Below are 14,339 nucleotides of genomic sequence, written 5' to 3' on the forward strand. Positions count from 1 at the left end.
AAATATTAAAGGAGTAAATAAATGGCAGAACAGAATACAGGTAAAATCACCCAGGTTATCGGTGCAGTACTCGATATCCGATTCGACCAGGGTGTTCTTCCAGAAATTAACGATGCCGTTGAAATCCGTAGAAAAGATGGCTCCAAGCTGGTTGCAGAGACAGCACAGCATCTCGGTGACGATATTATCAGATGTATCGCAATGGGTCCAACAGACGGACTTGTAAGAGGAATGGAGGCCATTGCCACAGGCGGACCAATTACCGTACCTGTGGGGGAGGTTACTTTAGGACGTATCTTTAACGTTCTTGGAGAGCCAATTGACAAAAAGCCTGTGCCGGAAGGAGTAAAGAGAAATCCAATTCACCGTAAGGCACCGACTTTTGCGGAACAGGCAACAGAAACAGAAATCTTAGAGACTGGTATCAAAGTAGTAGACCTTCTCTGTCCTTACCAGAAAGGTGGAAAGATTGGTCTTTTCGGAGGTGCCGGTGTAGGTAAGACCGTACTCATTCAGGAATTAATCCGTAACGTAGCGACAGAGCATGGTGGATATTCCGTATTTACCGGTGTAGGAGAGCGTACCCGTGAAGGTAATGACCTCTATACAGAGATGAGTGAGTCCGGCGTTATTGATAAAACAGCGATGGTATTTGGACAGATGAACGAGCCGCCAGGAGCACGTATGCGAGTAGGTCTTACTGGACTGACAATCGCAGAGAATTTCCGTGATGAAGGTGGAAAGGATGTCCTTTTATTCATTGATAACATTTTCCGATTCACACAGGCAGGTTCCGAGGTATCCGCATTACTGGGACGAGTACCAAGTGCGGTAGGTTACCAGCCAACCTTACAGACAGAGATGGGAGCATTACAGGAACGTATCACATCCACAAAGAACGGTTCTATCACATCCGTACAGGCAGTATATGTACCGGCCGATGACTTAACTGACCCGGCTCCGGCTACAACATTCGCTCATCTGGATGCAACAACCGTACTTTCCCGTGCCATCGTAGAACAGGGTATTTATCCGGCTGTAGATCCACTAGAGTCTACTTCCCGAATTCTTGACCCTCGAATCGTAGGTGAAGAACATTACCAGGTAGCCCGTGGTGTACAGGAAATATTACAGCGTTATAAAGAACTGCAGGACATCATTGCCATCCTTGGTATGGACGAACTTTCCGAAGAAGAAAAGGTTCTCGTAGCCCGCGCAAGAAAGGTACAGAGATTCTTATCTCAGCCATTCTTCGTAGCAGAGCAGTTTACCGGAACAACAGGACGTTATGTTCCTCTTGGGGAGACTATTCAGGGATTCAAGGAGATTCTCGAGGGTAAATACGACGAGATTCCAGAGGGAATGTTCTTAAATGCAGGAAATATCGACGATGTATTAGCCAGATATAATAAGTAGGTGATTCTATGGCAGACAAAACATTCCGACTCGAAATCATCGCACCGGACAGGATTTTTTATTCCAATGACATCTACATGGTGGAATATAATACCGTAGAGGGAGAGGTGGGTATCTATGCCGACCATATCCCGATGACGCAGATCATTGCACCTGGCAGGCTCATCATTACCGAGAGGAATGAGGAGAAACAGGCTGCACTTCTTTCCGGCTTTGTGGAGATCACTCCTGAAAAGATGACTATTCTCGCAGAAGCAGTAGAATGGCCACAGAATATTGATGTCAATAGAGCCAAAGAAGCTAAGACCCGCGCGGAGAGGAGACTTTCTTCCGAACAGGGAGGAGTTGATATCGGTCGCGCAGAACTCGCCCTTAAGAGAGCAATTACCAGATTGGATGTGGCGGGGAAATAATTTTATAGTAAGATAGATGAAAACGAAGAACACCATATTCTCCTATCTGTGACTTTAGTCGCGGCACGTTGAATGCTCGCTTTAAGGCTCGCATCCAACGCTTGTTCCGAGGCCACAGATAGGAGAATATGGTGTTCTTCGCTTTCTGTCTATGAGCCCAGCAGAATTATTTCCGCCGCTTTGTTGTGGTAATTGCCTGTTGGGTGGAAGATAGAAATTAGCTGAAAACATGGAATGGCAGATAAAATTCAGAATAAGTAGAAGTCTCCATCCCCCCCCTTCCTCAAATACCACAGCAACGAAATCCCCTTTTTTGTTAAAAATGAACATTGAAATTTTGTAAAAGTAATTTATAATATGTTATAAAAGGTAAAATGAGTACCAAATGTGTATTACAAATATTAGATATTGTGATATTTTCGAAAGAAAATAAAAAGAAGATTACAAGATTATGATGAATGAGGAGCTTATTGTTATGGAACACATGCAGATTAGAATGGCAACGATGGAAGATTTAGATAAGATTGCTTTTGTGGAGTCAGAATGTTTTCCTTTTGAGGAGGCGGCGACAAAAGAAAAATTTGCAGAGAGAATTAAGGAATATGGAACCCATTTCTGGCTGATGTGTGAGGAAGAGAAAGTAATTGCGTTTGTAGATGGAATGGTAACGGATGAAAAAAATCTGACAGATGAAATGTATGAGAAGGCTTGCCTTCATGATGAAAAGGGAGCGTGGCAGATGATTTTCGGAGTAAATACATTGCCGAAATATCGAAGACAGGGCTATGCGGAAAAGCTGCTTCGCTACGCAATCAATGATGCAAGAGCACAGGACAGGGAAGGCCTGGTCCTGACCTGTAAGGATAAATTAGTTCATTATTATGAGAAATTTGGTTTTCAGAATGAAGGTGTTTCAGAATCAATACATGGTGGAGCTACGTGGTATCAGATGCGACTGACATTTTAATATTAATGAGCTGAGAGGGTTTGATAAATCATTCTTGCAATCTGCATGTTCTAATTTGCAGAAAGTATTTCAAACACGCTCTGGCATACTGAAGGTTTTCGCGCCATTTTCACTGGACAAATACTATAGAATGCTTATAATAAATAGTAAGAAATGATTTTGAATAATTCTGGAATTGTACACTGCGCGACACGAACCAGAGGAAGAGAGGAAACCGCTATGAATATGCAGGAATTGTTAACATATGTAGAAGAACTGACATTTAAAACATCTATGTTTGGTTATGATAAAGATGAAGTTGATATTCAGTTAGATAAAATTTGTGATGAAGCAGAAGCTATCATTTTAGCGAAAGAAAAAGAGATAGAAGAACTGAAAAAGGAGAGCAAGACAGCTCTTGGTATTGCGGCAGCAGCTACAGGAAAGACGATGGAAGAACTGGAAAAAGATACACAGGAAGACATCGTTGAGACAGAAGAAGATGAGCAAACTGTAACATTAGATGAGGCAGAAGAAACAGTACAGGAAACCGTATCTAATGAAGTACCAATATCAGCAGTAGCTGTAGCAGATGCAGATGAAGTACAGGATGAAATAGAGACTGTAAGGGCACAGTTAGCAGCAGCACAGAAGAAAGTAGCTGCCTTAGAGGCAGAAATTGCAGCAGAAAAAGAAAAAACAGAGAAAGCGATAGCGCGTGCCGAAGAAGCGGAGAAGTCTGCCGAGAATAATAAAGCACCAGAGACAACAGACCAGGCTTATGAGCGTTACATGAAGAATGCAGATTTACTTTGCAAGCAGCTGTCAGATTTAGAAGGAAGACAGAATGCAATTCTAGATGAAGCCAGAGAACAGGCAGAAAGAGAAAGAGAAAAGGCAAGACAGGATGCAGCCGATATTATCGGAGAAGCAAGAAAAACAGCCGAAAGACTCTTAAAAGATGCACAGGAAAATAAGGAAAATGCCATTGAAGAAGCTAAGAAAATTCATGAGGACAGCCTTCGTAAAGTGGAAGAAGAGAAGAAACAGTGCGATGAATTATCAGCACAGAAAGCTGCTATGGTTAATTCCTTAAAGAAATTGACAGAAGATACAGCACGTCTGATGGAAAAGATGCAGGGATAGCTATTTAATTTATGAGATAGGACAGACGCCCTTAAAGAGAGACGACATCCTATATTTGTGACTCTGTCACTGTGGGTTGAATGTTTGCGGGAACGCTCGCATTCAATCCCCGTTTTAAGGGTACAAATAGATGTAACAAAAGTATCTATTAAGAAAATGGATATTACAGGCAATAACGAAGTTGCCGGTGCCAGACTTCTTTTAAAAGATAAAGAAGGAAATGTAATCGAAAGCTGGATGTCTGCGACAGAAGCCCATGTATTTGAGCAGAAACTCATTGCGGGAGAAACGTATACACTTGCAGAGGTTACTGCGCCAAGCGGTTATGAAGTTGCAGCAGATATTACATTTACTGTAAATAAAGACGGAACGGTTTCTATTGATGGTAAAGCAGTGGATGGCAACGAAATTGTCATGAAAGATGATACAACACCAGCTGGTGAAGAGGGTAAACTTGTTGTAAGTAAGCTGGTTACATTCCAGGGGCAGGAATCAGGCAGTAAACAGAACTTTTTACGTTGCATTATTTAGTGATGCCGACTGCACACAGAAAGTTTCTAATGTAAAAGAATTGAAATGCGAGGGCGCATGGTCAGCATACACTGTATTTGAACATCTCAAAGACGGAACATACTATGTTGCAGAAACAGATGAGGATGGTAATAAGTTAGAATCTTCCGAAGCTTGCAAGATTGAGGGTAATGGAACAAAATGCCAGATTACTCCAACACAGAAAACAGCATATGCTGTCATTGAAAACCAGCTTCTTATTCCGGAGTATGACAAATATTTAAAAGAAGACGATGGTGATGACACCGATGGAAATGACGGCAAAGAGAAAAAGAAAACAAGCACCAGCAAGAATAACTCTTCTAACAAAACAACCAAAAAAGGTAAAAACTCAAAGACCGGAGATAACTCACATATCCTCTTTTACGCAGCATTAGCAGCCGCAGCCCTTGCAGCAGGAAGTGCAGAAGTATATCGTAGAAGACGCAGAGCAACAGGAAGAAATAAACACGACAGATAGAAAGATTTTGATTTAAATCAGGAGACGAACCCCGAAATAGTTATAGCTATCTCGGGGTTTTCTCCAGTTTCATCAAGAGGGATACATATGTTAAAATTAATAATTTTTGATATGGATGGTTTAATGTTTGCCACAGAACAGGTAAACTACAGAGCATTTACCGAAATAGTAAAGGAAGAGGGATATAATCCAACCTTTGAACAATATATAGGATTTTTGGGAATGAATGCAAAAGACATTCAGAAGAAATACTATGTTTATTATGGAGAAGATGTAGATGCGGAAGGCATTTACAAAAAAGTTGGTAACCGCTCCAAACAGATAATCAGAGAAGAAGGAGTTCCTGAAAAAGAAGGCCTGAGAGAGCTTTTGCAGGTTGTCCGGGAAAAAGGCTTGCAGACAGCCGTAGCGAGCGGCTCAGATACAGATGTTATTAAAGAATACCTGGACAGAACTGGGTTAAACGAATATTTTGATATGGTGCTTTCTTCAAAAGATGTGAAAAGGGGCAAGCCATTCCCAGATGTATTTTTGGAGATTTGCAAAGCATTTGATGTAAAGCCAGAAGAGACACTTGTATTAGAAGATTCCGCAAATGGCGTGCAGGCAGCTCTTGCAGGTAATCTGCCCGTTATAAACATTCCAGATTTGCTTCCAATACCAAAAGAACAGCAGGAAAAATGTGTAGCGGTAGTGGAAAATTTAAAAGAAGTAATTCCGTATATTTAATAACGGTATGAATCGAAAACAAGTTGTATCTGTCTGATAAAAATAATAGATAAGCACGAATCATTCTCATTTTGCATATGATAAATCAAACTGGGCGAAAGCAGGAAACCATTATATGAATAAAAAAGGAGACTTTGATTTTGAATGGCTGCCGGGATTTCGAGAGATGATGGCATGTCAAAATGAGGAACAAAATACACAGCAGGAAACTGACTGGGGCAATGAAAATCTTCAAATAGAGGCATTACTTCCTCCAGAGCAGTTACAACAGGAAGAACAGCGATACTGGAAAGACTACGAATATTTTATCCAGATGCTGCCGATGGTCGCGAGAGAGGTGTGGATTGTTGGAGATGCCCTGCTTGATCAATATGAGTACAAGGGAAGTCCGATTTATTCTGAATATCCAGACAAGGTAACTATTTTAAAAATTGCGGATATGGTGTATGATAAGTTAAAGTATCGCGAGGAACAGGAGATGATACAGGCTGATGATGAAGAGATGATAAGAAATCCATACTTTGTAGAAGTCTCTCTCCGGGATGCCATCACTCCATTTCGCACATTGATACAGGTAATATTACATTGGAATATTAATCACAGAAGACAGCGCTATTACCGCAGACAGAAAGTATTTTCAACACAATAATGCAAAAGATTCCTATGTCCGCAAGATGAATATTTTAAGAGATGTTCTGATATTTTCAGTATAATATTCAAGAATGCCCCGGCATTCTTGCTGCGAGATGCGCGTCTCTGCAAGTCTGCCGGGGAGAAATACCGAGTATAGATTGAAAATAAATAGTGGAAAAAGCGCTGGCAGTATAATGTGGTTACTGCTATAATATACATTTATTATCGAAATAAATAACAGGAGAATAAACATGGAGTTTTTACTCACCAAAATCAAAGAAAATTTAAATGAGCAGATGCTTCTTCTCACGATAAGTAATCCAAGAAAAGCAGAAGAAGTGAAAAAGTACAATATTCGCCCGATTCTAGTGAAGGACAAACTTGTTTTTCAGAGTGCGGCGTATACAAAGACGCAGGTTTTTCATAAGAATCTTAGTAAGAGAGAATTATTAGAAGAAGTGGAAAAGATACTTCCCTTATATAAACAGGTACAGTTGCAGACTTCTGGTGCAGAGCTTACTGCACTTATCAACAAAAAGGGAAAGGCAGCAATTAAAGTAAAGAAGCAGAATAATCCGGCTGTGGCAAAGCTGTCATCAGATAAAAGTCATTTGCTTCATAACCGCACAAAGAAATACATTTTACCAGAAGGAGTTGCTGTCCCATTTTTAAAAGATCTTGGAGTTATGACAGCAGAAGGAAAGATTGTGCGGACAAAGTACGATAAGTACCGCCAAATTAACCGCTTTTTAGAGTTTATAGAGGATGTGTTGCCGCATCTTCCGAAGGACAGGGAGATTACAATTCTTGACTTTGGGTGCGGAAAGTCCTATCTGACATTTGCTATGTACTACTATATTAAAGAGTTAAAAGGTTATGATATTCGTATTATCGGTTTGGATTTAAAGAAGGATGTTATAAAAAACTGCAGCCGTCTGGCTGTGAAGTATGGCTATGATAAGCTTAATTTCTATGAAGGTTCCATAGAAGAATTTGAAGGCGTTACACAGGTAGATATGGTAGTAACACTCCACGCCTGTGACACAGCGACGGACTATGCTTTGTATAAGGCATTACGCTGGGGCGCATCTGTTATTTTATCCGTCCCATGCTGCCAGCATGAACTTAATAAGCAGATTTCTGCATCAGAATTTGAGCCAATAACAGATTATGGCATTTTAAAAGAGCGCTTCTGTGCGCTTGCAACAGATGGTATCCGTGCCAAAATTTTAGAAGAACAGGGATACGATACACAGATTTTAGAATTTATTGATATGGAGCATACACCAAAGAACCTTTTAATTCGTGCCTTACATCGGAAAAAGCCGTCCGCAAAGAAGAGAGAAAAGGCTTCAAAAGAGGTAAATGCATTTTGTGAACAGTTTGGATTTGCCCCGACATTGTGGAAGCTTCTTCAGGAAGAGGGAGGGGTGAATAATGAGTAAAAATGTACAGTTGATAATCCTGCACATAGCAGTTGCCGTATTGTGTTTCATCGGCGCACTGGTCTTTTTTAATAATCGGATGGGCATGGAAAAGGGAAGTGCAGTAGCAGAGCTGGCTAATCCATCCTATCCTGTTCTTGAGATTGGAAATGATACGAGCAGCTATAATCTGATGGCTGGATATAAGGAAGACATTGATCTTTCTTTAGTCCGTAATCAGATTACCCTTACCAATAATAAAAATGCTGTAATTTTAAAGCTTCATGACTACGATTATGACATTACGGCAATTCAGTACACATTATTTGAAAAAACACCGGACAAACCGACAGAAACAGGAACACTGAATCAGCTTACCAAGAATAAAAAGAAAAATATAAAGCTGGGAACGCTGACATTTAAAAATACCTTATCAGAAAATAAAGTATATTATCTTAAAATGGCAGTCAGACTGAATGACAGCACACGAATTTATTTCTACACGAAGGTACAGAGTGGTTCTGGTTATCATTTAGATGACTACCTTGCATTTGTTTTAAAATTCCATAATAATTTATTTGATAAGGCAACAATGGATGAGAATGCCAGCTATCTTGAAACATCTGCAGATACGATAGATGATAATCTCGAATCAGTAAGTATCAACTCTGGAAGAGAAGCCGTTTCCTTTGGAAATATGGAAGTAAAACAGGAAACAAAGCCACGTATTACTCTTCAGGAAATGAACAACACATACACAGTAATTCGGGTGAATACAATCCTTTCTACAGAAATAAGCGATGGTGTTATTCAGTATTATGACCTGAGTGAGACCTACAAGCTGCGTTATACGGCAGACAGGATGTATCTTCTTGATTATGAGAGAACAATGGATGCTTATTATAATGAATCCATCATTGATTCGGCCAATAACCTTATCAGCCTGGGTATTCAGAATGAAAAGAATATCAGTTACATTTATTCTGATAAAGGGTACAGAGTGTGCTTTGCTGTGGAAGGCCAGCTCTGGTATTATGACTATCAGTCTTCTGATATGTACAAGATATACAGCCTTGCTTCAGAAAATATTTCTGATATAAGAAATGCAACAGGAAACCACGGAATCAAGCTGCTTAGCATGGATGATAAGGGAAATATTTTCTATCTTGTTTATGGATATATTAACCGTGGACGACATGAAGGAATGAATGGAATCCAAGTCATGAAATATGATGCAAAAACAAACTGTAACGAAGAGATTTCTTTCCTTTCCACATCTCTGCCGTATGACAGCATGAAGGAAGATTTAGAGAAGTTCTCCTATTTGAACTCTAAATCCGTATTTTATTGTATACTTGAGGGAGACCTTCATGAAATTGATTTAGAGAAGAAAAAGGATAAAATATTAGAATCCGGTCTTGTGAATGAGAGTCTGACTGCTTCCAAAGATCAGAGCATTATCGCAATTGAAAAAGAGCAAAATCTTTATAAAAATAAGCAGATAGAAATGATAGATCTCGAATCAGGAAAAAAACAGAACTTTACCGCAGGTTCTGATAAAAGAATCCGTGCCGTTGGCTTTTTATCCAATGATTTTATTTATGGAGAGGCAAATGCCGTAAATGTTTCAAAGAGCAGTAATGGAACCGTAAGCTTCCCGATTACCAAAATTCACATCGTTGATATTAACGGAAAGACAATCAAAGAATATCAAAAAGCCGGGCGCTATATTATGTCCACACAGATTAAGGGAAGCATCCTTGAAATGACACTCGGAAAAAGAACAGGAGGCAAAATTCAGAAAACAGGAACGAAGGATTACATTCGCTATAAAGAAAAAGAAGAATCTGACGCAGTAACCCTGACTTCCAAATATACAGATACCTACTGGACACAGCTTTATTTAAAATTCCCGAACTATGTATACATTCAGGTAGTTCCAGATCTTCTCTTAACAAAAATTATGGTAAATGAAGATGATGTTACATTGAAGCTTTCAAATAGCGGAGAACAGCTGGAGCAGTACTTTGTATATGCTTCCGGTACACAAAAAGCGGTTTATACGAACCTGACCGAAGCCATTGCGCGGGCTTACACAGAGCGAGGCAATGTAATAGACAGCAAAGAAAATGTTCTCTGGAAATGCATTTACGCAGACTATGCCCAGGTAGCCGGAATGGACAATGTTGTCAAAGTACAGTCTGATGCAAAGTCACTCGCAGGCTGTCTGTCTATGATTGCTGCTGTAAATGGAAAAGAAGCAGCACCAGACAGCATAGATATCGGAAAAGGCAGCATTGAACAATTAATGAAGAAATATAGCGGACACACAGCACGCAACCTTACAGGATGTACCGTAGATGAAATCCTCTACTATGTCAGTCAGGGAAGCCCGGTACTCGCTAAGTTAAACAGTAACCGATACGTTATCGTAATGAGCTACAATGCAACAAAAATAAGATACTTAGACCCTGTCACCGGTAAATCTACAGCCGCATCGAGAACAGATGTGACAAACCGCTTAGAAAAATCGGGAAAGGTATTTTATTCTTATATTGCTGATTAGACATTTTTAAATTATAGGTTTGATATATCTTCTTTTTCTTTCTGTTTTGAATTTACTGATTTCACTGGAGCCAAAGATAGCCCGAAGGGAAGGAAATACTGCCTATTTGTGGCCTGGGAGCAAGTGTTGGATGCGAGCGCGTAAGCGAGCATTCAACACGCCGCGACGAAAGTCACAAATAGGCAGTATTTCCTTCCCTTCGGGCGTCTCTTCCGCTAGTAAAATCAGAATATAAAGCTTAAAATCAGCAGATGCAAGGGATAGAAAAGATAGAAAAAGTATTTACTTCCCTGGCCCTTTTCTCCATTGTAGCAGTGAAGAAGCAAACTATCCGCAAGGGCAAATATCTGCACTGGAAACGGAGAGACATATGTTAGTAACGGTAATGCAGCGGGCAAAGTTCCGATGAAGCCTGCTTTGATTGGAAGTTCGGTAGAGCTTCCTCTTTTTTTATAGATTGAATAAAAGAAATAGATGCACAAAATACCGGCAGCCCCGCAGTCGGTCTGAAAAACTTCACTGAGGCAGCAGAAAATAATGAGAATATCAAAGTTTCTATAGAAAGCATTTTGGCGGTATTGTGAGGCGTTTTCCATTAAAATCATAGCGGTAAAGCCTAAAAATAAAGTGAATAATACATTTTGCTCTTGAAAGGCGGCTGAAAAGTCAGTAAGTGACAGTTTTTGTAAATGTAGAACGGAATTAAGTGTTGAAGCAGGTAAATAGTGGAATGCCAGGTCATAAGGTATTTCTGATAAAAGTGCAAAAATAAATAGTCTCTGCTGGTATTTTTTTCTGTTTTTTGTGTGGAAAAAGCCTTCTGCCAATATAAAGCAAAACAGGGGGAAAGAGAGCCTTCCAACAGCCCGCAGGAGAAAATATACGTTTTTTGACAGAAAAGCTCTGCCAATTACTCCAATGTGGTCAAGGAGCATTGAAAAAAGAGCTATATATTTTAAACGATATCCAGATATTTTTTTTAAGTTCATAATCTCTCCATTTCTTTGTGATATACTTTAATGATAGTCTGATTATAACTGGAAATAAAGCAAAAGAAAAGGGAAGGACAGATATAGTGCAAAAATTTCCGTAGAATGGGAAAGATAAAGAAAAGATGGTATAATAAACCTGTATAGAACTTATAAGACACGAAACCGCGGAGGTGACTATGAGTAAGAAACATAATGGATTATTATGGCGGGTGCTTAAGATCTGGGCAACCTGCCTGATATTGGCTTTTTGTGTACTTGGAGTAATTGCAGTAAAAAGAGTAGGAGTACCTGTAGTTACAATGTACAGGGAAGCAAGTAAAGATGTAGCAAAAAGCAGTAAAGACACATTTAAAGCAGAGCAGACCTCGCTTGTATATGACGCAGAAGGGAATGAGATAAAGAAGTTAAAGCAGGAAAAGGATGTTTCCTATCTTGATTATGAAGATATTCCAGATGCGGCAAAGCTGGCGATTATTTCGATAGAAGATAAGAATTTTACCACACATCATGGAATTGATGTGGAGGGAGTGGCGCGTGCAGGACTTTCCCTCATTTTAAATAGAGGAAATATCACAATGGGAGGAAGTACGATCACACAGCAGCTTGCGAGAAATATTTTCCTTGGTTATGAGAAGACTTACAGCCGTAAAATAAAAGAAATGTTTATTGCGGTAGCATTAGAGCAGAAGTATACAAAGCAGGAAATTCTCGAATTTTATCTGAATAATGTATATTTTGCAAATGGTTACTATGGAATAGAGTCTGCTTCAGAAGCGTATTTTAACAAAAATGCAAAAGATTTATCTATTTCACAGATTGCATTTTTATGTTCTATTCCAAATAGTCCGAACCGGTATGATCCTTATAAACATAAGGACTCGACATTAAAGCGTCGTGACCGCATTCTCAAAAATATGTATGAGGACGGCTATATCAGCGAGAGTCAGTATGAGAAGTCTGTCGCTGAAAAGATAACGATCATGCCGAAAAAAGAGACAACAACGAATGACTACGCGGAAACATACATTTTAAAATGTGCGACAGAAGCCTTGATGAAACAACAGGGATTTGAGATTAAGACAACATTTTCCAGTGATTCAGAAAAAGAAAAATATAACAATGAATACGATGAGCTGTATAACACTTGCAAAAAAAGCTTATATTCAGCAGGCTATCGTATTTATACTTCAATAGACATGGAGAAGCAGAAGCAGCTGCAGGATTCCGTATCTTCCCAGCTTTCCATGTTTACAGAAAAGACGGACGATGGTGTTTACAAGGTACAGGGAGCAGCTGTATCCATTGATAACTCCACAGGAAAAGTGGCAGCCATCGTAGGTGGCCGTGAGGAAGATCAGGAAGGTTACGGTTTAAACAGAGCCTACCAAAGCTTCCGTCAGCCAGGAAGTGCGATTAAGCCCCTCCTCGTATACACACCAGCACTCGAAAAAGGATATACACCAGATAGTACCTTAGATGACAGCCGTATGACAGGAAGCGATTCCGTATCGAATGCAGGCTACTCCTATTCTGGTTCCATTTCCTTGAGAAGAGCGGTAGAGAAGTCAAGTAATGTAGCGACCTATCGTCTGTACGAAGACCTTGGGCCACGCAGTTGTATGAAGTATCTTGAAGCATTGAATTTCAAGGGACTCGATAAAAGAGATTATGAATATAACTCAACCTGTATCGGTGGTTTTACAAATGGAACAACTGTTGTAGAAATGGCGGCAGGTTATGCGACAATCGCCAATGATGGCGAATACCATACACCGGATTGCATCATAAAAATTACAGATGCCAAGGGCAACGACATTGTACCAGAAGATAAATCGACAAAGTCTGTCTACTCCAGCAGTGCCTCAAGAATGATGACAAGTGTACTGCAAAGCTGTGTAACAGAATCAGAAGGAACCGCCCATGTCTGCCAGCTGGATGTAGATATGCCGGCAGCCTGTAAGACAGGAACAACCAATGACTATGTAGATGGATGGCTCTGTGGCTACACCCCATACTATACGACCGCAGTCTGGGTAGGAATGGACAAATATAAATCCGTAGATAACTTAAAAGGAAATACCTATCCAGCAAGCATCTGGAAAAATTACATGGACAAGATTCATCAGGGATTAACCCGCAAAGAATTTGAATCCTACTTAAGCGATACCGAAAGCACAACAGAAGCAACTACGGAATCTACCGAAGACGACACCGAAAGCACAACAGAAAGCACCACCGAATCAACCGAAGATAACACAGCCGCTGATACAACAGAGCCTGACACTTCTCAGGATTATTATAATCCGGATGATAACAATAACGACAATAATACCGAAAATAACAACAATGGCTATGGCGGCGGTAATAATGGCAACGGTGGTAACGGTGGAAACGATGCAAACAATGGAAACAATGAAAATAACAACGACTCCGGAATGGACAACGGAGGAAATAACGATGGAGGCGACAGCGGGAATAACGGAGACAGTGGAACCCCCGATAATGGAGAATAAATACCACTGAAGTGCTTTGAAGTCGGATTGTTGAAAAGTATCTGAAAAAGAAAAAAGAATACGAGGTTTGATTTTGTTTAGTTGTGCTAAACATTTCATTCTGCCCAGAAAAACAGGAACTTGGGAAAAATAAGTCCCAAGTTCCTATGGTCAGAATTCCACAGCGCAAAGGCACAAAATGCAATACTTATAACCATTCTTTTTTCTTTACCATAGTGTTCTTACAATTCAGCATAAAATTTTATTTCGGTGGCTGGATAGTTTTGGGAGTAAATAAAAAATAGCCGTCCTGCTCCCTGGAAAGAATAGAACGGCTATTTAACAAATAGTTTTAATTCGCCAGGACGGGTAAGTTGCGTTTACCTTCCAGCTTTCCTGTTAAGTATATTATGTTCTATGCTGCCGTCATTGTCAAATAGAACATAAATCTAAGTTTGTCTTTACGCAATCATAGGTAAAATACCTGTTTGACAATAGGAAAGGAATAGAATATACTATACTTAACAAGACAGCCGGAAGGTGTTGCGCCAC

At 39.9% G+C, this 14,339-nt stretch carries 12 protein-coding genes; 11 read left to right on the forward strand and 1 reads right to left on the reverse strand.

Annotation, left to right across the window (positions count from 1 at the left end; translation table 11 throughout):
• Positions 1 to 21: 21 nt before the first annotated feature.
• The 10 genes from atpD to EUBHAL_RS10985 all read left to right on the forward strand — a co-directional run bounded on the left by atpD (position 22) and on the right by EUBHAL_RS10985 (position 10,303).
• Positions 22 to 1,416, forward strand: a complete 1,395-nt coding sequence (gene atpD, locus EUBHAL_RS10940) for a F0F1 ATP synthase subunit beta (RefSeq protein ID WP_005349399.1) — start codon at positions 22 to 24, stop codon at positions 1,414 to 1,416.
• Between the two features lie 8 nt (positions 1,417 to 1,424).
• Positions 1,425 to 1,829 (forward strand): ATP synthase F1 subunit epsilon, encoded by a 405-nt coding sequence (gene atpC / locus EUBHAL_RS10945; protein WP_005349402.1) that lies wholly within the window; start codon positions 1,425 to 1,427, stop codon positions 1,827 to 1,829.
• 484 nt (positions 1,830 to 2,313) lie between these two features.
• Positions 2,314 to 2,796, forward strand: a complete 483-nt coding sequence (locus EUBHAL_RS10950; protein WP_044923146.1) for a GNAT family N-acetyltransferase — start codon at positions 2,314 to 2,316, stop codon at positions 2,794 to 2,796.
• Between the two features lie 219 nt (positions 2,797 to 3,015).
• The gene (locus tag EUBHAL_RS10955; protein WP_044923108.1) at positions 3,016 to 3,921 is read left to right on the forward strand and encodes a hypothetical protein; all 906 of its coding nucleotides are present in this window, start codon (positions 3,016 to 3,018) and stop codon (positions 3,919 to 3,921) included.
• A gap of 57 nt (positions 3,922 to 3,978) precedes the next feature.
• Complete coding sequence (locus EUBHAL_RS10960) at positions 3,979 to 4,452, forward strand: MSCRAMM family protein (RefSeq protein ID WP_408629974.1); 474 nt, start codon at positions 3,979 to 3,981, stop codon at positions 4,450 to 4,452.
• A 40-nt stretch (positions 4,453 to 4,492) separates the two neighbouring features.
• A complete protein-coding gene (locus EUBHAL_RS10965; RefSeq protein ID WP_005349417.1) occupies positions 4,493 to 4,951 on the forward strand; it encodes a hypothetical protein in 459 nt (152 codons plus the stop codon).
• Between the two features lie 87 nt (positions 4,952 to 5,038).
• Positions 5,039 to 5,680: an HAD family hydrolase gene (locus EUBHAL_RS10970; RefSeq protein WP_005349420.1), complete on the forward strand. Its 642-nt coding sequence runs from the start codon at positions 5,039 to 5,041 to the stop codon at positions 5,678 to 5,680.
• 115 nt (positions 5,681 to 5,795) lie between these two features.
• On the forward strand, positions 5,796 to 6,329 hold the full coding sequence (locus EUBHAL_RS10975) for a hypothetical protein (RefSeq protein WP_005349423.1): 534 nt from the start codon (positions 5,796 to 5,798) through the stop codon (positions 6,327 to 6,329).
• Positions 6,330 to 6,564: 235 nt separating this feature from the next.
• Positions 6,565 to 7,758 carry a class I SAM-dependent methyltransferase gene (locus EUBHAL_RS10980; RefSeq protein ID WP_005349426.1) on the forward strand — a complete coding sequence of 398 codons (1,194 nt, stop codon included), beginning with the start codon at positions 6,565 to 6,567 and terminating at the stop codon, positions 7,756 to 7,758.
• A complete protein-coding gene (locus EUBHAL_RS10985) occupies positions 7,751 to 10,303 on the forward strand; it encodes a hypothetical protein (protein ID WP_005349430.1) in 2,553 nt (850 codons plus the stop codon). The genes EUBHAL_RS10980 and EUBHAL_RS10985 overlap by 8 nt, the downstream gene beginning before the upstream one ends.
• A 224-nt stretch (positions 10,304 to 10,527) precedes the next feature.
• Here EUBHAL_RS10985 and EUBHAL_RS10990 read toward each other — a convergent pair whose 3' ends face one another.
• Complete coding sequence (locus tag EUBHAL_RS10990; protein WP_005349433.1) at positions 10,528 to 11,292, reverse strand: TraX family protein; 765 nt, start codon at positions 11,290 to 11,292, stop codon at positions 10,528 to 10,530.
• A 179-nt stretch (positions 11,293 to 11,471) separates the two neighbouring features.
• Between EUBHAL_RS10990 and EUBHAL_RS10995 the strand changes: the two genes are divergently transcribed.
• Positions 11,472 to 13,808: a transglycosylase domain-containing protein gene (locus tag EUBHAL_RS10995; RefSeq protein WP_005349435.1), complete on the forward strand. Its 2,337-nt coding sequence runs from the start codon at positions 11,472 to 11,474 to the stop codon at positions 13,806 to 13,808.
• Positions 13,809 to 14,339: the final 531 nt, after the last annotated feature.

The sequence above is a fragment of the Anaerobutyricum hallii DSM 3353 genome (assembly GCF_000173975.1).
GTDB classification, from domain to species: Bacteria; Bacillota; Clostridia; order Lachnospirales; family Lachnospiraceae; genus Anaerobutyricum; species Anaerobutyricum hallii.

Coding starts and splice junctions, on each gene's coding strand:
- atpD (WP_005349399.1), top strand. CDS start 22: ATGGCAGAACAGAATACAGGTAAAATCACCCAGGTTATCGGTGCAGTA.
- atpC (WP_005349402.1), top strand. CDS start 1,425: ATGGCAGACAAAACATTCCGACTCGAAATCATCGCACCGGACAGGATT.
- EUBHAL_RS10950 (WP_044923146.1), top strand. CDS start 2,314: ATGCAGATTAGAATGGCAACGATGGAAGATTTAGATAAGATTGCTTTT.
- EUBHAL_RS10955 (WP_044923108.1), top strand. CDS start 3,016: ATGAATATGCAGGAATTGTTAACATATGTAGAAGAACTGACATTTAAA.
- EUBHAL_RS10970 (WP_005349420.1), top strand. CDS start 5,039: ATGTTAAAATTAATAATTTTTGATATGGATGGTTTAATGTTTGCCACA.
- EUBHAL_RS10975 (WP_005349423.1), top strand. CDS start 5,796: ATGAATAAAAAAGGAGACTTTGATTTTGAATGGCTGCCGGGATTTCGA.
- EUBHAL_RS10980 (WP_005349426.1), top strand. CDS start 6,565: ATGGAGTTTTTACTCACCAAAATCAAAGAAAATTTAAATGAGCAGATG.
- EUBHAL_RS10985 (WP_005349430.1), top strand. CDS start 7,751: ATGAGTAAAAATGTACAGTTGATAATCCTGCACATAGCAGTTGCCGTA.
- EUBHAL_RS10990 (WP_005349433.1), bottom strand. CDS start 11,292: ATGAACTTAAAAAAAATATCTGGATATCGTTTAAAATATATAGCTCTT.
- EUBHAL_RS10995 (WP_005349435.1), top strand. CDS start 11,472: ATGAGTAAGAAACATAATGGATTATTATGGCGGGTGCTTAAGATCTGG.